Genomic DNA, 18,580 nt, shown 5'->3' with positions numbered 1-18,580 from the left:
GCCCCGGTCGTTCAGACGTCAACCGGCTCTGCTATTGCGAGCGCATCAAGGCGGACAAACCGACTCAGTTCAACCGCAGTTCCGTGATGTGCCGCGGATCCGGGCTCAGCTCATTACGCTCCACGCGCTTGACGAGATCCGTCAGCACAGCATTGGCCGTGCGCGGCAGACCGATCTTTTCGCCCTCGCGCACCACGAAACCATTGAGGAATTCGATCTCGGTGCGCCGGCCCTTCTGTACGTCTTGGCCCATCGAGGGATGCGGCTCTGAAGAGGTGCGCTTGCCGTCCTTGAAGCGCTGCTCGTCGCACACGCGCAGCGCCGTCGCGTCGCCCTCCCCGGCATGCGCGATCGTCTCGGGCGATGCGACTGATAGTCTGCAATGGCTGGAGCCTGTTCAGTGATGCTTCTATCCGTGACCATCAGAACCAAGGCGCGACATAATCGGTCGCGATCAGCGCAGGCGGGAAGATATCGCGCTTTCCCCCACGGCATCTATTCGCTCTGCTGGCGCCCGGTCTTGATAGCGAGCGAGGTTTCGCACCATTTGGCGATCCGCAGCAGCTTCAGGTCTTCGCCGAATGGCGCGACAAGCTGGATTCCGATGGGCAGGCCGCGCGGCCCGATGCCGGCAGGCAATGCGATCGCCGGAACCCCGAGAGTTGTCCAGGGCACGCACAGGCCAGGGTCGCCGGTATCGGACAATCCTTCCGGCGCTTCACCTGTTGCTGCGGTCGTAAGAACACCGTCGAAGCCTGCGAGCGCGCGGGTGAAATCGGCGCGGAGCGCAAGCTGCCTCGCGCCGGCGGAAATATACTCGGTCGCGGAAATCGACGCGCCGCGTTCGACGAGGGCCTTAAGTCGGGCGCTGGTCTTGTCCGGGAAACGTGTGACGAGAGCACCGAAATTCGCCGCCCCTTCCGCGCCGCAGAGCGTAGCGGAAAGCGCCGGCAGTTGCTCGAACTCCGCAGGCAACGTAAACGGCTCGACGATCGCTCCGGCATCTCTGAAGAGAGCGGCGACTTGCGCGAGCAGCGCGCTTTGGCTTTCGTCCAAGGCCGGCGTTGCCGCCGGACGAAGCCACGCGATCCGCGGTCCGGGAAAAGGATCAACGCCTTCAGGAGAAATCTGAAGCGGCGCCTGCCGAGAAGCACCGGGGCCACCCGCCAGCAGCGCCAGCAGATACGCGGCGTCATCCACGCTGCGGGCGAACAGGCCGAGATGGTCCAGGGATTGCGAGAGCGGTTGGACGCCCTTCAGACTGATGGTGCCGAAGCTGGGTTTTAATCCCACCACACCACAATAGGCGGCAGGTCGCAGGATCGAACCCAGAGTCTGCGTGCCCAGCGCCGCTTGCACCGATCCGCTTGCAACGGCCGCTGCAGAGCCGGAGGAAGAACCGCCGGGCGTGTGCCTTGGATTCCAAGGGTTGCGGGTCGGGCCGGGTTCGCGCCATGCGAATTCGGTGGTGACGGTCTTGCCGAGAACCGTCGCCGAGAGATCTTTCAGGCGGCTGACGGCCCAGGCATCCTCATTCGGCTGGTGATCTGCATACACCGGCGAACCGTAGGTGGTCGGCATATCGGCCGTGTCTATGAGATCTTTCACACCGACCGCGACACCTGCGAGTGGCCCATTTCCCGCTGAAGCGATGGGCGGTTCGGACGGCAAATAAGCGAAGGCGCGAAGATCAGGTTCGACAGCCGCGGCGCGCGCGTGACTGGCCGCAATCAGGTTCTGCGCTTGTGCCGCGCCCCCAGCGATCATGCTGATGATTTCGAGGAGGCCAGAATGGTCTTGCGCGAAGTTCATGTTCGGAAGGGCCCATAACCAAGGTGAGGAAGGTCAAAAGGCAAACGGCTCCGGGGTCAGCCCGAAGCCGTTGCGACGAAGATCGGCGAAGGTCAGTTCGTGGATATCGCCTTTTCGATATAGGTTCTCGGAACGAAGGTCTTGTAGTCAGGCTGGGCGGCGAGATTGCCGAGCGCGATCTGCGTCTCGAGCGCAAGCTTCAGCGCGTCGGGCGTGATATCGACACTGGTGGGGTAAACGTTGTCGGCAAGCATGCGCTTTACCGCCGCTTCCACCACGGCAGGCTCAAGATTCGGGAATTCCTTCTGCGCGATTGCCACCGTGCGCGCCTCGTTCTTGTGCATGAAACGCACCGCCATTTCGAGGCCATTGGTCAGCCGCTGGGCAAGGTCCGGATCGACATCGTTGCGCGCGGTGATGGTAGAGAAGGCATAGGCGCCGTACAGTTTCGGGAAGCCGACCACCACCTTCATGCCCTTGGCCACCACCTGGTCGAGGCCAGGCTCGTACATGACCGCCACTTTGGCCTGGCCGGCGACGAAGGGACCGGGCTCGGTGCCGAGCGGAACCTGAATCATCTCGACGTCCTTGCTGGCATCCATGCCGTTTTCCTTCAACAGCTTGATGAACAGTGAGGTGCTGGTGGTCGGCATCAGCCCAGTTACGATCTTCTGGCCTTTGAGATCTTTCACACTGTCGAACTTGAAGTCGGGCGTGGCGGCGATCCATACGGCGGCGCCATTCACGACGTTGGCGATCGTGTTCACCGGTGCGCCCTTGGACGCAGCGATGGCCGTCCATTCGGGTCCATGAAGCGAGAATTGCGCGCTCTTGGAGATCACGGCCGAGAGAGCAACGCTTCCGGAGCCGGCGCTTTCCTTGTTGAGATCAAGCCCCTGCTTTTCGAAAAAGCCCTCGTTCATGCCGACATAGAGTGGCAAGTATAGCAGGGATTGAAACGCTTGAGAGATGGTCGCCTTCTTCATCTCGGCGGAAGCCGGCCCTGCTGCGGTTATGCCGAGAGCAAGAGCGAGGGCAACGGAAAGAGTGCTCAGTTTCGGAAGTCGCCGTCTCATTTTTGGAAGTCTCCTGAAAGAGGATCAAACGTTGATCTGCGTGCCGCCCTGCTGTTGCTTCCACGGAAGCAGCCAGTTCTCGATGACCTCGACCAAGTGGTAGAAAAGAAAGCCAACGAGCATCAGCGTGAACAGGCCGGCCCACACCGTATTGAGATCGTAAAGACTCGAGGCCACGTAGATGACGTGGCCTAGACCATGCTGGGAGGAGATGAATTCCCCCACGACCGCGCCCACCAGGGCGAATCCGATATTGATGCGGAAGGTGGCGATGATCGCGGGCAAGGTCGAGGGCGCGATCACCCGCTTGAAGATCTGCTGCTTGGATGCGCCCATGGAGAAAAGCAGCGCCTGGAGATCTTTGTCCGCGTCCTTTGCCGCCTGGTAGGCGGTGATGAGAGCGACGATGGAGGTGAGCGAGATCGCGAGCGCGACCTTCGATAGCAAGCCGGTGCCGAACCACAGGATGATGATTGGCGCCAGCGCGATTTTCGGCACCGAATTGATGGCCGCGATGAACGGTTCCACCAGCCGCGCCACGAACACCGAATACCACAGCGCAAGGCCGATGACCGAACCGATCACGGTACCGAAGGTAAATCCCAGGATCGCCTCGAATATTGTGTAGCCGGTATCAGCAAAAAGGGAGCCGTTCGCGATGGAACCGATGAGGTTGCGCAGAACACCGCTCGGCTGACCAACAAGGAAGCCCGACAACCATCCCCATCGCACCGCCGCTTCCCAAAGCAGGAAGAAACCGACAACAGCGAGTATCTGAAGAGCGCTTCGCCCGATAAGGGAATCGAACACATTACGGCGCTTTTTCTCGCGTGGGCGAGCGGGCGCCGCGGTTTTTACAACTTGAGCCGTTTCCGTCATGCACTCTTCCTGGTCTGGATATCGAGCTCCGCACAGAGCGTGTGGAAATAACCGGAGAAGCGTGGATCGCTTCGCGCTGCGATCGGAGAATGTTCGTTCAGCGCGATGTCGTGAACGGCCTTGACTCGCGCCGGACGTTGACTGAGCACGACCACACGTTTGGAAAGCGCCACTGCCTCATCGATGTCGTGGGTCACGAGGATCACGGTCTTGTGAAAGGTTTCCACCGCCTCCATCAGGATGCCCTCGAGATACAGCCGCGTCTGATAATCGAGCGCCGAGAACGGCTCATCGAGGAGCAGGATGTCGGGATCGAGCACGAGAGTGCGGATCAAGGCCACGCGCTGACGCATACCGCCGGACAGCATCTTGGGATATGAGTTCTCAAAGCCGGAAAGACCGAACGTGCTGAGATATTCCCTCGCGGTATCCAGAGTCCGTTTTGGATCGACGCCCTTGGTCTCAAGGCCGAGCAGAACGTTGTCCAGCACCGTGCGCCAAGGGAAAAGCAGATCCTTTTGCATCATATAGCCCACGCGACCGCGTAAGCTTTCCACTTCCTGGCCGCGATAGAGCATGACGCCATCATCGGGATCCACCAGGCCGGCGATAATATTGAACACCGTCGTCTTGCCACAGCCACTCGGGCCAATGATGCTGACGAAATCACGCTCATGGATATCGAAGGTTAAGCCGTCGAGAACCTGCGTCGCAGCTTCCTTTCCGGGAAAGCTCTTACGGATGCCGTTCAAACGAAGTTGCACTTTGGGCGATGACATGGTGTCTCCTGTCCACCATGCACTTCAAGCAACCACCGTGCCAAACTCGACGGCATAAGTGCGTAAGAAATTGCGCTGTTGAGCGTGCGTTCCGGCCGGATGGGCTTCTTGCTGCCTTTGATTCGAGCACGTGCTGCCTTTTTGCAGCCAGCCCGATTCACGGGGACGAAGTTTGTCCGCTCCGCCCCCGGTAACATCAATTTGTTCTGCTATTGCGAGGGCGTGAAGGCGAACCTTGGAGCGAGCGTCTTGCCCCAGCCGGCGACGCCGGCATGTCTGAAGCGGTGGGAAATTCAGTCTTCGGATGAACTTGTCGCCAGGCTGCCGACGACGATCTTTCTCAATCCCCGCCGCAGCTCTGTTACATTTTTCGCACCGTTCAGTTGCTCGAATTGCCGCTGGGCTTCGCGCCAGAGAGGGGACGCTTCAGCGTGAAGACGACGTCCCTTTTCGGTGAGTTCGATGAGTCGGCTTCGACCGTCGGTGGGTGACGGCCGGATTTTGATCAGGCCATCGCGCTCCAAAAAGCCGGCCATTTTCCCCATCGCCGTCCGTTCGATGTCGAGGCGCTCGGCAAGGGCATTGATCGCTGCACTCCCCACCTGACTGAGGACCGCCAGGGTTAGAAATTGCGTGATGCGCAGGCCAGTCGGCTCAAGATGAGCATCGTAAAAGCGGGTGATCTGCCGGCTCGCCTTCCTCATGGCGTTGCAGTTGCACTCGTCGACCCTGAGCGGTTGGTTGGCCAGCAGCATCTTTCCCCCTCGCGATCTCCGTTGATGGTCCGAATCTTCAGCGCCTTGTCAAACGAAGACATGGCGGTATTTTTCGATGAAAGCCGGCACCGAAAGCGCGGGCGTCCCGGTGATCTTTTCGACGTTGTCGTTCGTGCCCGCGAAGATGCCATCCCGATAGTTCTGCGCGACTTCGACGAGGTGCTGCACCAGGAACGGGGGAAACTTGAGCACTTGCTCCATGTTCTGCTTGAACTCCTCGATCGATGTCGGCGCATACTCGATCTTGGCGCCAAGGACCTTGCTCATGGCGGCGGCGATCTCAGCATGGTTCATCTCGACCGGGCCATGAAGCGTGTAGGTCTTGCCCTCGTGGCCTTTTGGATTGGCCAGGATGTGGGCGATGACTCGCCCCTGGTCGTCGCTGGCGATGGGCGCGTGACGGCCGTTCCCGAATGGGAATTCGATCTTCTTCCTGGCCCAGATATCCTTGCCGAGATGCGGGTAGACAAGCCAGTCGGCGAAGAAGGTGGGACGGAGATGGGTCGTCGCGACACCTGACCAATCGAAGATCCGCTCGGCCACCCAGTGGTCCTGCGCAGCATGGCTTCTCGCCTCTCGGCGCGCCGAGATCTGCGACATGTTGACGATTGCAGTAACGCCCGCCTCCTTCGCGGCCTGCGCGAAATAGGCTGAAGCGCCGACGATTCCCGGCGCTATCGGATGAAGGAAATAGGCCGATCGGACGCCTTCCATGGCCGCACGGATGCGGTCGATGTCGGTGAAATCACCGACCGCGATATCGACACCGCGAGCCCGCAGAGCAGCGGCGCGTTCACCGTTCGAGCGCACATAGGCCCGCACGCGCCTGCCCATCTTGAGCAGTTCGTCGATGGCAGCACCGCCGGTGCGTCCGGTAGCACCGCTCACAAGAACCTCAGCTTCACTCATGACAAGCATCCTTCCGTTGAGGGCATATGCTCGTAACGATAGGGGTATATGCTCTTATCGGTCAAGCCCCTCCGGACTAATTTGCTGCCGCCGTCTAATTCACGCTATTTTTCAGCTAGATAAGCCCTCGAATTCGGATGCGACCGGCGGGAATGTCAACGCCAGTGCCGGCCTGCTCCGCTCTTGCGAGCGCACCTCAGTTCAGCCGCAACTCAGTAATGTGCCGCGGATCCGGGCTCAGCTCATTCCGTTCCACGCGCTTGACGAGGTCCGTCGGCACGGCATTGGCCGCACAGGCGAGGCCGATCTTCTCGCCTTCGCGCACCACGAAACCGTTGAGGAATTCGATCTCGGTGCGGCGGCCCTTCTGCACATCCTGGCCCATCGAGGGACGCTGCTCTGAAGAGGTGCGATTGCCGTCCTTGAAGCGCTGCTCGTCGCAGACGCGCATCGCCGTCTCGTCGCCTTCCCCGGCGCGCGCGATCGTCTCAGGCGGCCGATGCTGTGCGCTTGCCTCGACGCCGCTTTTGTGAAGGGTTTCGGATGCTGGCCGCTTGAAGACGGCGCCGCGCGATCGGCGGTCGAAGCCCTTCACAATAGCAGCCCTCAGTTCCGCTTAGATTTGCGATAACGACCTGCATCTGAACAACTGTGCCTACGAATGCGACATTTTATCTACCTCACGTCATATATCGCCCGGCGTCAATATGGATCGTCTGCCCGGTAAGATACTCGGTTTCCATGATCATTCTAACCGCAGGCCAGATTTCGTCGGGACGTCCAAAACGGCCGAGCGGGAGGCTCTTGTCCGACTGATGCGCAGCACGATTGATCATGTCGGTGGCAATGAGCGACGGAGCGATGGCATTTGCCGTAATTCTATGTTCGCGAAGATACGTCGCGTAGTAGTGCATCAACCCCTCCATTCCGGCCTTGGATGCTGCGTAGGCTGCCGAGATGATTCCCCCCGTCCTCGCGGCCCCTGAAGACATGAAAATCAGCCGGCCACCATTTTTCATCATGTGAGGTATGGCCGCCTGCGAGACCATAAATGCAGAGAGTAGATTGAGCTTCAACACTTGGTCGAATGCATCGGACGTCAGGCTTTCAAGGGGAATCTTCTCGCCAACCCCGGCGTTGTTGATGACACAGTCGAGCCTTCCAAATTGATCGACGGCCGCTGATATAAGTCGGCGAGCGTCCGCCTCAACGCTTACATCACCTTGCACTGCTATAGCCTGCCCCCCTGCGTTGACGATCGACGCGACGACCTCCTCCGCGGCGTCATGAGACCTGGCGAAGTTAATTACCACAGGGTGGCCCTCTCGAGCGCAATCAACGGCAACCTGCCTGCCAATACCCCGAGATGCACCGGTGATGAGCGTCACTTGTCTGTCCACGTTTCCATACCTTGATTTGGGATCAGTTCGTCTAAGGCGCGCTTTGCGAAGAACCGCCAATGGGGCGAAATGTCGATTTGAGTGGGGACCTCAGCTTGCACCTCGGTCTCGAATTACGCCCGTCCAACAACCACGCGAGGATAGACAGTCCGATCAATCGCCGATCTGCAGGATGCTGCGAAAGACGATGGTAATTTCTGAAGCGATTTGACAATCGTCGGATGGAGCGAACCTGCCAACCGAGGCCGGACGAAAGATCAGCCGCTGCTGCAAGAGTGCGACGACCGAGCGGACAGCCAAGTCGACCCGCTCTTCGGACATTATCCGACGTTTCGGCAGTTTCTGACGCAGGATGGCTGATACGCGGGTCGAAACCAACGCAATCAGTGCTCCAGCCCCTTCGTAGATTTCTTGATCGTCGAGAAGGAGCGTTGATCGCAACATGTGCTGCCTGCGGGAATAGTGCCTGGTGAGGTTTCGCAGGATCAGCCGTATCGAGTCGTCGAGCGACAAATCCTTGTGAGCATCCGTACTCAAGCTCTCTTCGATTTGCGCAACTTGCTGGTTCCGGAAAGATTCGTGCAGAGCCACGAGGATACTGCGCTTGTCCTTGAATCTCGCATAGATCGAGGCTGGCACGCACCCGGCCCGCGCTGCGATTTCCGGGATGGTAATGTCGTCGAACGATCGGCCGTCCAAGAGGACGTTCAGCGCCTGTACGATGTCGGCCAATCTCTGTTCGCTGCGCGCCTGCTTTGGGGCGTTGACGCGCGCGAGCTTCGAAATTGCCGCCAGACCCTGAGGCTGTTCAGCTCCGATTGGTGATGCGTTTCTTGGTTTGGCCACTCAGCGTCCCGTCCGGTTCGATCCAGTTTGATGAAGCAATATACCGCAGGCAGTTCGGCCTTGACCAATCTAGAATTAGAATCTAAATCTATTTTGCTCCGGCCGCAAGGGCCTTCGCTTGCTGAGCAGCCGCCCTCCCCAATCGACGTTGAGGCGCCCTACTCCAGAGATCGAAATTCGAGGACTTCCATGATCAGAATCGACACATCGCCCGCGGATGTCGGGATGGACGAGGAAAAGCTGACGCTCCTCCGGGAAGATATCGAGACGGACATCGAAAGCGGCCTGTCCGATGGATCGGTCATCCTCATCGCACGCCGCGGAAAAATCGTGATGCATGAAGCGATTGGTTTTGCGGATCGAAAAGCCGGCCGGAAGATCAAGACAGACGACGTACTCCCCGTCATGTCGCTAACCAAACAGCTCACGGCCGCCACCGTCTTCCGCTTTATCGATCGCGGACAGGTGACGCTCACCACACGCATCGCCGAGGTGATTCCGGAATTCGCCTGCAACGGCAAAGAGCGAGTGACGATCCGTGATACCCTGAGCCATCAGGCTGGACTCCCGATGCAACATCCCGTCGAGGATTGGAGCCAAGGGAACGAAGCATACGTGGCCAAGATATGCGCGATGCCGCCCGAATTGGCACCGGACGGTGTCGTAAACTATCATGCCGGTGCGGCCCATGCGATCCTGGGGGAAGTCGTGCGACGGCTCGATGATCGGAATCGATCATTGACGCAGATCATGGCCGACGAAATCCTGGTCCCGACCGGCATGACCGACACCGCGCTGACGTTGATCGGCCGGAATGATCTGGCCGACCGATCCGCACCTATCACAATGTGCGACGACTCCAAAGAGACGATCCCTCAGCGAGATATCGAGCGCATCGCGGAAATCTGCGCCACGGTTGAATTTCCCGCTGGAGGCGCCGTGTCTACGGCTTACGATCAATATCGCTTCGCGGAGATGTTCAGACTGGGCGGAACCCTGAACGGCGTGCGCGTGCTTTCTCCGGCGATCATAAAGGCGGCGACGACGATCCAGACAGGGACAAAGCTGAGTGGCCTCTACAAGGCATCCGCCGAGAACAATTTTACCGAGCCATTTCCCGCGAACATCGGTCTGTCGTTTTACGTGCGAGGCGAAGGCGTATTCCTTGCCAGCATGGGTACGTTGAGTTCACCGAGCACTTTCGGCGGATCCGGCTTTGGCGGGCAACTGTTTTGGGTGGACCCGGAAAGACAACTGACATTCGTCCATCTCGTGGTCGGGTATCCGCAGCTCTACAAATCACGAAGGCGTTCGCAGCGACTTTCCGACCTCGTCATCTCCGCCGTATCGGACTGAAGCACGAAGCCGACTCGCGCTCAGCGTCGCGTACTGCCGCCAGGCGGTGAGCATGTGCGTAACAACTGGAGATCAAGAATGTCGAGCTATAGAATCCTCGCCGGGGTAATTGCCCTAACTTTCGCTTGCGGTCTCAGCCCGCTCGCGGCAGCGGAATATCCTTCGAGGCCTATCCGGCTTGTGGTACCGGCCTCCGCCGGGAGCAGCGCAGACTTGGGCGCGCGCGTGTTCGCCAAGAAGCTCTCCACGATGCTCGGTCAATCGTTGGTTATCGAGAACAAAGTGGGCGCTGGAGGGCGCATCGGAGCGGCAGACGCAGCGCGAGCCGCTCCGGACGGATACACGCTGTTGTATGGCACTTCCATCACTCATGCTCTCTATCCCGCACTCATCAAATCGCTCCCATACGACCCTTTCAGGGATTTTGTGCCTCTCGGGCAGATCTTCTGGTTCGCCACGATGATCGTTTGCAATTCGCAAATGCCGTTCACCGAACTAAAGGGACTGATCGAGTTCGCAAGAGGAAATCCCGAGAAGCTCTCATTCGCCAATTCAGGGATAGGTGGCGGCAATCACTTCAGTAGCGAGTTGTTCGCCAAGGCGGCGGGCATCAAGGTTCAGCACATTCCCTTTCGAGGTAATGCGCCCGGCATCCAGGCGGTCGTCGCGAATTTCGTGAGTTGCACGTCCCAGACTGAAGTGAAGTCCTTCGTGGAAGCTGGCCAAATCCGCGCTTTTGTCACCACCGGTAAGGATCGTGATCCACGCTTTCCGGACCTTCCTACCGTGGCACAGGCGGGATTGCCAGACGCCGAGACGACTTGGTGGCACGCGCTTTATGCGCCCTCCGGAACGCCAGCACCGATCGTTCAAAGACTCGAAGAAGCGGTAAGGGAAATCTCACGTGACGCCGGCATAGCCAGTCAGACGAGCGAGATCGGCCTTGTTCCACAATATCGCAGCCCAGAGGAGGTCACGCAGCGCACGAAAGACGACATTGAGCTATTCAGCAGGGTCGCCCGCGAGGGCGACATACACCTTGATTAGGCTCATCGAGAAACGGGCGACATACCGCGGACGTGCGGCGCATCGACAACTGCTGTTGAGCACATTGGGGAAGATTTCTCATCAGCTTGTATCTGAGCACAACAGATTATCTTCGAGAAACCGGACCGATGGCTCCGTGCTGACGGTCGATTGCTTGTAAACATGATGCCAGGAGAATTGAGATGAGCATGAAGCTATCTACCATTGCGATTGTATCCGTCGCTGCGCTTTTCGCCCTAGCTGGGGTGTCGGCGAATGCACGACCACTGAACAAGGTGGTGGGCACATGGCGGATGGTCGCCGCGCAGATCGATCCGGATGGAGGGAACCTCCCGGCGTACGGGCCAAAACCGAACGGCATGCTCGTCTTTACCGAGGATATGCATTTCGTCGAGGTTCTGAGCGACTCAACGGTTCCGCGCTTCGCGTCGAGTGCGCGCGGCAACGGGACGGATCAAGAAAATCGAGCAGCCATGGCCGGAGCTATCGGGTTCGCAGGTACATACACGGTCGATGAAAACGGAGAATTCAGTGGCAACAAGGTGGAGGTTTCGACCTTTCCAAATTGGATTGGAAGTGAACGTACTCGCAAAGAGCTTACGCTCATCGTGGACGGCGATCGAATGACAGAAAACTTCCAGAGGCCGGAAGGAACACGGATCCGCATAACTTTTGAGCGCGTCCGGTAGCTTAGAGCATGATCCGGAAAAGTGGAGACCGGTTTTCCGAAAAAGATCATGCTCAAACAAAGAGCTAGAGCGGGATGACGATTCGAAGAAAAGTCATCACGCTCTAGGACGAAGCGGCGCGCGTCCGTTACGACGCCCCAAGCACGACGAGCCGGCACCTCAAAGGACTCCGGACAGTCGCGCGATGCAAGGGTGGATTACGCGTTCGCTAAGCCACCCTGCGCTTAGTGATGTCCGGTCGTTGGGGTAAACTGGAGATATTTCAAGACCGCGCTGAGGTCCGAAAAGACCCCGAGCTGAATCGCGCTCCCGCTTTCACCATGTCGGTCGTCTGAACCAGGGCGGACATCGCTGTGCGCGTGCCTCGACGCCGCTTTTGTGAAGGGTTTCGGATGCCGGCCGCTGTTGACAGACATCCAGTTAGCAATGGCGATACCGCGAGTTCTTCCGAGCTATAGTTGTCTCGGCAATCCCAAAAGTGATCTTCCGGTTCTGAGTGCCCCCAACAAGCGCCGCGTGCATTGATTTCCTACATTTATCAACGAGCGAGGGTTACTTGTTAATGGATGAACGGCATCCTGACGAAGAGGATGGAAACCTGTATATGAATGGTGATTGGCTGTCGGCACTGCTCTCATGGTGGCCGTTCGTGCTGCTCATTGGTGCATGGATCGTGGTTTCGCGTTTTACCAACCGCACAAAATCGGGGGTTTCGGCAATCCAACTGTGTGAGCAGCAGCTCACCGAAACGCAGCGGATAAATGCCAATCTAGAGCGCATCGTGGCGGCTCTCGACAAGCGCCCGCAATGTTAGGTGTCTCTATAAGAGACCTTTCGCTTGGCGACATTGCCTTGCAGCCAGTCCGTTGTTGGCCCGTACCTGTCCGATTCAAGTGGACGGAGTTTGTCTGCCCACCCGGTAGTTCAGACGTCAACCCGTTCTGCGCATCAAGGCGAGCAACGCGGCTCAGTTCAGCCGCAACTCAGTAATGTGCCGCGGATCCGGGCTCAGCTCATTCCGCTCCACGCGCTTGACGAGGTCGGTCAGCACGGCATTGGCTGCGCAGGACAGGCCGATCTTCTCGCCCTCGCGCACCACTAAACCGTTGAGGAATTCGATCTCGGTGCGCCGGCCCTTCTGCACATCCTGGCCCATCGAGGGACGCTGCTCGGAGGAGGTGCGTTTGCCGTCCTTGAAGCGCTGCTCGTCGCAGACGCGCATCGCCGTCTCGTCGCCTTCTCCGGCGCGCGCGATCGTCTCAGGCGACAGGTGCAGGATCTCCTCCAATTGATAGCCGAGCGCCTGGCCGACGCGGATCGCTTCGCTGCCGAGCCGGGTGGAGAAACGGCGGATCGGCTCGCTTTGCAACATGTCTCCGCCCGACAGACCCGTGCAGGCCGAGAGCCCATTGCCCATGACGTTGGCAACCAGTTTCGACCAGCGCTCGCCCCACAGATTGCCGGTCACTTTGGCGCTGTCCGAGTAGCCCACCAGACGGCAGATTTCTTCCGCCCGAGCCGTGACGCGACCGTGCACTTCGCCGGTGCGAAATACGGTGTGCGCCGCCCCGCCCTTGCCGGCGCCGCGGTGAATATGGCCGGGTTCAGGCAGATTGACGGTGATGCTGCTGGCAATGCATCCGAGCGTCTTGCCCCAGCCGACGATGCCGGCAATCGTCTCTTCGTTCATGCAGTTCTGCAGCGACACCACATAGCCGTCGGGCGCCAGATACTGCTGGATCAGCATGGTGGCCCAGGCGGTGTCGTAAGATTTCATGCAGACGAAGGCGATGTCGACCGGTCTCTCCTTGGCGAGCTGCTGCGCGTCCGTGATGTGCAGCGCGCGCACGGAAACCGAGAATTCCGCGACGTCCCTTGCGTGGGTGACGCGCAGTCCGTGCTTCCTCATGTGGTCAATATGCTCGGGCCAGGGATCGATGAACGTGACGTCCTCGCCGGCCTGCACCATATGGGCACCGACATACCCGCCGACCGCACCAGCTCCGACGATAGCTATCTTCCGACCCATGCTTTCTCCCCGGCATTGTTCTTGCGGTCAGGGAAGCAACCGGTTCCCTGGTTCGTGAGGCGTCAGTTTAGTCGATCCAGGCCTTTCGCCAATGGTCCACCTTGCGCCCAATAAAGGACGTTACTACCGGTTCAACCTTTGACCGGAGCCGACTTCGGCGTTGTGCGAACCGGCAACCAGCCCAGACTTGCCATCGAGAGCGGCCTCGCGGCGACAGCTTTCGACCATTCGCCGCTGATCGCACTTGAATTGAACTCAATCCAAGTACATCCTGACCGCGAGTACAGACGTCGGAGTATACCCCCGACCGCTCACCACCAAAGGCCTTGTTGTCTTGCCCAACCCACACGACTTTCACACTCCGCAATCGTCCTACACAAAAGACGATCTGCTCAAGTCAGGTGAAGGTGGCTATTTCGGCCCAGGCAATGCGCAGTTGCCAGCACCGCCCATGCTTATGATGGACCGCATCACAGACATCAGCATGAACGGCGGCGAATTTGGAAAGGGCCATATCGTCGGCGAGTTGGACATTACGCCGAGCCTCTGGTTCTTTAATTGCCACTTTCCTCACGACCCTGTGATGCCGGGATGTCTGGGTTTGGACGCGATGTGGCAGATGATCGGTTACTGGCTCGGCTGGTCGGGCTCACCAGGCAAAGGCCGCGCCATCGGTGTTGGCGAGGTGAAGTTCAGAGGCCATATCACCCCAGAAGTCAGACGCGTTCGCTATGAGGTTGATATGCGCCAGGTGAGGCGCGGCAGACTGGTTCTCGGAGTTGCGAACGGCCGCGTGCTCGCCGATGACACATGCGTCTACGTTGCCAGAGACATGAGGGTTGGTCTGATAACGCCCGCGATCTGAGCTGTAGTCAGCGACGCAATCCATCTCTCCACACAGGCGGATGCGCCCGCAATGACGGCGTTGTCTTCTCAGCCAGCCGTCGCAGCGGGCACGAGGCCACCGAGCGCAAGCGTCAGCTCGGCCGCCACTTCGCGGACGGTCTGGCCGAGCGTGGCCAAGCGATCGTCGGTCAGGCGACTGGTCATGCCGGAGACCGAGATCGCCGCCAGCGGCTCGCTGCAATCGTTGTAGACGACGGCGGCGATGCAGCGCAGCCCCATGCAGGCTTCCTCGTCGTCGACGGCGTAGCCTTGGCGGCGGACCCGTTCAAGTTCTCTGAACAGGTCGCTCGGCCGCGTGATGGTCTTCTCGGTCAGGCGCGGCATACCGTGGTGGCGGATGATCGCGCTGACGTCCTCATCCGAGTAGGTCGCCAGCACCGCCTTGCCGACGCCGGACGCCACCATCGCCACACGGCCGCCGACCTTGGTCAGGGAACGCATGATCTCGCGGCTCTCCATGCGGGTCAGCACGACGATGAACTCATCGTCGACCACGGCGAGGTTGGCGGTCTCGCGCGTGAGGTCGCGCAGCTTGCGCAGGTAAGGAACTGCCTGTGCGGTGAAGTTGCGGCGCCTGGCAAAGGTGGCGCCGACCGTGAAGCTGCGAGCGCCGACATGCCATTTCGATTCGGTACGGTCGAATTGCACGAAGCGGCGGCTTTCGAGCGTTGCCAGCAGACGGTGCACGGTCGAGGTCGACAGCCCCGTGCGGATGGCGAGATCGCTCAAGCGGTAGCCTTCGTCGTCTTCGGCGAGCGTCTCGATGATCGAGAGCGCACGGTCGACCGACTGCACGCCGCCCTCGCGCGAATCGGCCTCAGGATCCGCGTTGGCCTTCTCGACGGACTTGCGCCGGATCACGTCTCTCTTCATCGCGACCTGCATTCCCAGACACAGACCGAGTTTGTGGAGAGTCCCCTCACCCGAAGCGTTCAATCAAAATGCCGCTCCGACTGACGTCGAAGCGGCATTGATCTTCTCGTTAGAGCAGACCCGCGCCGCGCGCCCATTTGTACTTGGCCCCCAGCACCTCGACCGGCAGTTCGGTCGAATAGGCATAGGCCGGGATGCCGTGCTGATAGAGATACTCGGCGGCCTCCTCGACCTGGACGTCGCCGGCGAGCGAGGCCACCATCGGCTTCACGAAGCCCTTGGCCTCCATCTCCTTCTTCACCTCGACCATGTTGCGCGCGAACACCATCGGCGGCGTCACGATGGTGTGCCAGTAGCCGAGGATCAGCGCGTGGATGCGATCATCGGACAGGCCGAGCTTCACCGTGTTGACGTAGGTGATCGGCGGCTCGCCACCGGTGATGTCGACGGGATTGCCGGCAGCGCCGAATGGCGGGATGAACTTGCGGAACGCCGCATCCAGGTCCGGTGGCATCTGCATCAGCGACAGGCCGTTGTCGACGACGGAGTCGGAGAGCAGCACGCCGGAGCCGCCGGCGCCGGTAATGATCAGCACGTTCTCGCCCTTCGGCGTCGGCAGCACCGGCACGCCGCGGGCGAATTCGAGCAATTGCCTCAAGCTGCGGGCGCGGATCACGCCGGACTGCTTGAACACGTCCTCATAGATCTTGTCGTTGCCGGCGAGCGCGCCGGTGTGCGAGCTTGCTGCCTTCGCACCCGCCGAGGTGCGTCCGGCCTTCAGCACGATCACCGGTTTCTTCTTCGAGACCCGCTTGGCGGCTTCCGCGAAGGCGCGGCCGTCCTTTAGGTCCTCGCAGTGCTGCGCGATCAAATTCGTGTTCGGGTCCTGCTCGAAGAAAGCGAGCAGATCGTCCTCGTCGATATCGGACTTGTTGCCGAGGCCGACGATCGCGGAGACGCCCATCTTCGCCGAACGCGAGAAGCCGATGATCGCCATGCCGATGCCGCCGGACTGCGATGACAATGCCGCATGGCCCTTGACGTCGTAGGCGGTGCAGAAGGTCGCGCACAGATTGGCCGGCGTGTAATAGAAGCCGTAGATGTTCGGCCCCATCAGGCGGATGTCGTACTTCTTGCCCACTTCGACGATCTCGGCCTGCAGTTCCGGCGCGCCGGCTTCGGCGAAGCCGGACGGGATCAGCACGGCGCCGGGAATCTTCTTCTCACCGCATTCGGCGAGCGCACCGGCGACGAATTTCGCGGGGATCGCGAACACCGCGACGTCGATCACGCCAGGCACGTCCTTGACGCTCTTGTAGGCCTTGTAGCCGAGGATCTCGGGCGCTTTGGGGTGGATCGGATAGATCTCGCCCTTGTAGCCGCCGTTGATGAGGTTCTTCATCACGGAGTTGCCGATCTTGCCGTCCTCGGCGGAAGCGCCGATCACGGCGACCGCCTTCGGCTGCATGATGCGGTTCATCGCGGCGACGATTTCCTCGGTCGGGCGCGGCGCCGGGCGCGGCTTGTAGTCGAAATCGACGACGATGCGCACGTCGGCCGCGATCGCGTCCTTCTTGGTGGCGAAGACCGGATTGAGGTCGAGCTCGACGATTTCAGGGAAATCGCTGACCAGCCGCGAGACCTTGACGATGACGTCGGCGAGCGCCTCGCGGTTGACGGGATCGCCGCCGCGCACGCCCTTGAGCATCTCATGCGCCTGGATGCCGTCGAGCATCGACAGGGCGTCTTCCTTGGTCGCGGGCGCGAGGCGGAAGGTGATGTCCTTGAGCACTTCGACCAGCACGCCGCCAAGGCCGAAGGCGACCAGCTTGCCGAACGAGCCGTCGGTGATCGAGCCGATGATCACCTCGGTGCCGCCGCCCAGCATCTGCTGGACCTGCACGCCCTCGATCTTGGCGTCCGCCTTGTACTTCCTGGCGTTGGCGAGAATCGTCTCGTAGGTCTTCTCGGCGTCAGCGGCGGTCTTGACGCCGACCACGACGCCGCCGGCCTCGGTCTTGTGGAGAATGTCCGGCGAGACGATCTTCATGACCACCGGGAAGCCCATGCCGGACGCGATCCGCGCCGCCTCGGCCGCCGACTTGGCGACGTCCTCCTTCGGGACCGGTATCCCGTAGGCATCGCAGACCAATTTGCCCTCCGGCGCCGTCAGGCTCGTGCGCTTGTCCGCTTTGACCGCATCGAGAACTTTGCGGACTGCTTCTTTTGAATTTGACATCGGCTTCCTCCCAGGACAAATTTGATGGCATTTGGTATGCCAGAAGCCAAAAAGTCAAGCCGGTCTTCGCTCGCCGGATGCAGAAAACAATGGCAACTTGACATTCTGGTATTTGGCATGCCAAAAACCTGACGGCATTTCTTCTGCTAAGAAGGCGTCTTCCAAACGGAGGAGACGAGTCGTGCCAACACCGAAGGAAACCAAGGCATCGCCTATTATGGCTGAGGCAGATATTGCGATCGTCCGGATCGCGCCAGAGACGAGCTTCAAGAACAAGGCTTATGAAGCCTTGAAGGAAGCTATTCTCAAGATGGACATCTATACGACGCCCGAGCCGGTGATGCTCGATGAGCGTGCGTTGTCCGAGCGCCTCGGCGTCAGCCGCACCCCGATCCGCGAAGCGATCGCCATGCTCGAACAGGACGGTTTTGTCAAAACCGTGCCGCGCCGCGGCATCGTCGTGGTCCGCCGCACCAAGACCGAGATCGTCGACATGATCCGCGCCTGGGCCGCACTCGAGAGCATGGCCGCGCGGTTGATCACGACCACCGCGCGCAAGAAAGACATCACGGCGCTGCGCGACTTCTTCAAGGATTTCAGCAGCGACCGCCGGCCGGAAGATCACATCGAGGAATATTCCAAGGCCAACATCGCCTTCCATCAGGCGCTGATCTCGCTGTCCGAGAATCAGGTCCTGGTCGATATGACCAACGACATCCTCTTGCATGTCCGCGGCTACCGGCAGCTCACGATCGGGCGGAAGGATCGCACCGCGACATCGCTACCCGAGCATCTCGGCATCATCGAGGCGCTGGAGGCGCGCGACACCGAGCTTGCGGAAAAGCGCGCGCGCGACCACACGCTTGGCCTTGCCGCTTACGTCGAAGCGCACGGCCAGGAACTTTTCACTTAGAGCGTCACTCAGAAGACGACGAACTCGTCCGAACCAGAAAAGCCAGAGGGA

General features: G+C 60.0%; 19 protein-coding genes. 6 read left to right on the top strand and 13 right to left on the bottom strand.

Annotation, left to right across the window (positions count from 1 at the left end):
• Positions 1–64: 64 nt before the first annotated feature.
• The 10 genes from OZ411_RS00405 to OZ411_RS00360 form a co-directional block, all read right to left on the bottom strand.
• Positions 65–313: a ketopantoate reductase C-terminal domain-containing protein gene (locus tag OZ411_RS00405; protein WP_282526324.1), complete on the bottom strand. Its 249-nt coding sequence runs from the start codon at positions 311–313 to the stop codon at positions 65–67.
• A gap of 182 nt (positions 314–495) precedes the next feature.
• Positions 496–1,767, bottom strand: coding sequence for an amidase (locus OZ411_RS00400; RefSeq protein ID WP_282526323.1), 1,272 nt, complete (start codon positions 1,765–1,767; stop codon positions 496–498).
• Between the two features lie 137 nt (positions 1,768–1,904).
• Complete coding sequence (locus OZ411_RS00395; RefSeq protein ID WP_282526322.1) at positions 1,905–2,888, bottom strand: ABC transporter substrate-binding protein; 984 nt, start codon at positions 2,886–2,888, stop codon at positions 1,905–1,907.
• A gap of 24 nt (positions 2,889–2,912) precedes the next feature.
• Positions 2,913–3,767, bottom strand: coding sequence for an ABC transporter permease (locus tag OZ411_RS00390; protein ID WP_282526321.1), 855 nt, complete (start codon positions 3,765–3,767; stop codon positions 2,913–2,915).
• The gene (locus OZ411_RS00385) at positions 3,764–4,546 is read right to left on the bottom strand and encodes an ABC transporter ATP-binding protein (protein WP_282526320.1); all 783 of its coding nucleotides are present in this window, start codon (positions 4,544–4,546) and stop codon (positions 3,764–3,766) included. Before OZ411_RS00385 ends, OZ411_RS00390 begins: the two co-directional genes overlap by 4 nt.
• A gap of 293 nt (positions 4,547–4,839) precedes the next feature.
• Entirely contained in the window at positions 4,840–5,301 is a 462-nt protein-coding gene (locus tag OZ411_RS00380) for a MarR family transcriptional regulator (protein WP_282526319.1), read from the bottom strand.
• A 48-nt stretch (positions 5,302–5,349) separates the two neighbouring features.
• Complete coding sequence (locus OZ411_RS00375) at positions 5,350–6,231, bottom strand: NmrA family NAD(P)-binding protein (RefSeq protein WP_282526318.1); 882 nt, start codon at positions 6,229–6,231, stop codon at positions 5,350–5,352.
• Between the two features lie 196 nt (positions 6,232–6,427).
• Positions 6,428–6,826, bottom strand: coding sequence for a ketopantoate reductase C-terminal domain-containing protein (locus tag OZ411_RS00370; RefSeq protein ID WP_282526317.1), 399 nt, complete (start codon positions 6,824–6,826; stop codon positions 6,428–6,430).
• An 85-nt stretch (positions 6,827–6,911) separates the two neighbouring features.
• A complete protein-coding gene (locus OZ411_RS00365; RefSeq protein WP_282526316.1) occupies positions 6,912–7,619 on the bottom strand; it encodes an SDR family NAD(P)-dependent oxidoreductase in 708 nt (235 codons plus the stop codon).
• Between the two features lie 165 nt (positions 7,620–7,784).
• Positions 7,785–8,477, bottom strand: coding sequence for a TetR/AcrR family transcriptional regulator (locus tag OZ411_RS00360; protein ID WP_282526315.1), 693 nt, complete (start codon positions 8,475–8,477; stop codon positions 7,785–7,787).
• 189 nt (positions 8,478–8,666) lie between these two features.
• Between OZ411_RS00360 and OZ411_RS00355 the strand changes: the two genes are divergently transcribed.
• The 4 genes from OZ411_RS00355 to OZ411_RS00340 all read left to right on the top strand — a co-directional run bounded on the left by OZ411_RS00355 (position 8,667) and on the right by OZ411_RS00340 (position 12,383).
• On the top strand, positions 8,667–9,833 hold the full coding sequence (locus OZ411_RS00355; RefSeq protein WP_282526314.1) for a serine hydrolase domain-containing protein: 1,167 nt from the start codon (positions 8,667–8,669) through the stop codon (positions 9,831–9,833).
• Between the two features lie 213 nt (positions 9,834–10,046).
• The gene (locus OZ411_RS00350) at positions 10,047–10,880 is read left to right on the top strand and encodes a tripartite tricarboxylate transporter substrate binding protein (RefSeq protein WP_282526313.1); all 834 of its coding nucleotides are present in this window, start codon (positions 10,047–10,049) and stop codon (positions 10,878–10,880) included.
• 182 nt (positions 10,881–11,062) lie between these two features.
• On the top strand, positions 11,063–11,569 hold the full coding sequence (locus tag OZ411_RS00345) for a lipocalin-like domain-containing protein (RefSeq protein WP_282526312.1): 507 nt from the start codon (positions 11,063–11,065) through the stop codon (positions 11,567–11,569).
• Between the two features lie 562 nt (positions 11,570–12,131).
• On the top strand, positions 12,132–12,383 hold the full coding sequence (locus tag OZ411_RS00340; protein ID WP_282526311.1) for a hypothetical protein: 252 nt from the start codon (positions 12,132–12,134) through the stop codon (positions 12,381–12,383).
• A gap of 153 nt (positions 12,384–12,536) precedes the next feature.
• Here OZ411_RS00340 and OZ411_RS00335 read toward each other — a convergent pair whose 3' ends face one another.
• Entirely contained in the window at positions 12,537–13,598 is a 1,062-nt protein-coding gene (locus OZ411_RS00335) for a 2-dehydropantoate 2-reductase (protein WP_282526310.1), read from the bottom strand.
• A 334-nt stretch (positions 13,599–13,932) separates the two neighbouring features.
• On the opposite strand from OZ411_RS00335, the gene fabA reads away from it, so the two are divergent.
• Complete coding sequence (fabA, locus tag OZ411_RS00330; RefSeq protein WP_282526309.1) at positions 13,933–14,463, top strand: bifunctional 3-hydroxydecanoyl-ACP dehydratase/trans-2-decenoyl-ACP isomerase; 531 nt, start codon at positions 13,933–13,935, stop codon at positions 14,461–14,463.
• A gap of 68 nt (positions 14,464–14,531) precedes the next feature.
• Here fabA and OZ411_RS00325 read toward each other — a convergent pair whose 3' ends face one another.
• Together OZ411_RS00325 and OZ411_RS00320 are read right to left on the bottom strand one after the other, a co-directional pair.
• A complete protein-coding gene (locus OZ411_RS00325) occupies positions 14,532–15,377 on the bottom strand; it encodes an IclR family transcriptional regulator C-terminal domain-containing protein (RefSeq protein WP_282526308.1) in 846 nt (281 codons plus the stop codon).
• Between the two features lie 109 nt (positions 15,378–15,486).
• Positions 15,487–17,616 (bottom strand): acetate--CoA ligase family protein, encoded by a 2,130-nt coding sequence (locus tag OZ411_RS00320; protein ID WP_282526307.1) that lies wholly within the window; start codon positions 17,614–17,616, stop codon positions 15,487–15,489.
• 217 nt (positions 17,617–17,833) lie between these two features.
• Here OZ411_RS00320 and OZ411_RS00315 point away from each other — a divergent pair, with 217 nt between their 5' ends.
• On the top strand, positions 17,834–18,529 hold the full coding sequence (locus tag OZ411_RS00315; RefSeq protein ID WP_130581667.1) for a GntR family transcriptional regulator: 696 nt from the start codon (positions 17,834–17,836) through the stop codon (positions 18,527–18,529).
• The last annotated feature ends 51 nt before the right edge of the window (positions 18,530–18,580 follow it).

The organism is Bradyrhizobium sp. Arg237L (assembly GCF_029990105.1).
In the GTDB taxonomy this organism is placed as follows: Bacteria; Pseudomonadota; Alphaproteobacteria; order Rhizobiales; family Xanthobacteraceae; genus Bradyrhizobium.
Note: the sequence above shows the minus strand (reverse complement) of the source record. Positions and strands in the feature narration are given on the sequence as shown.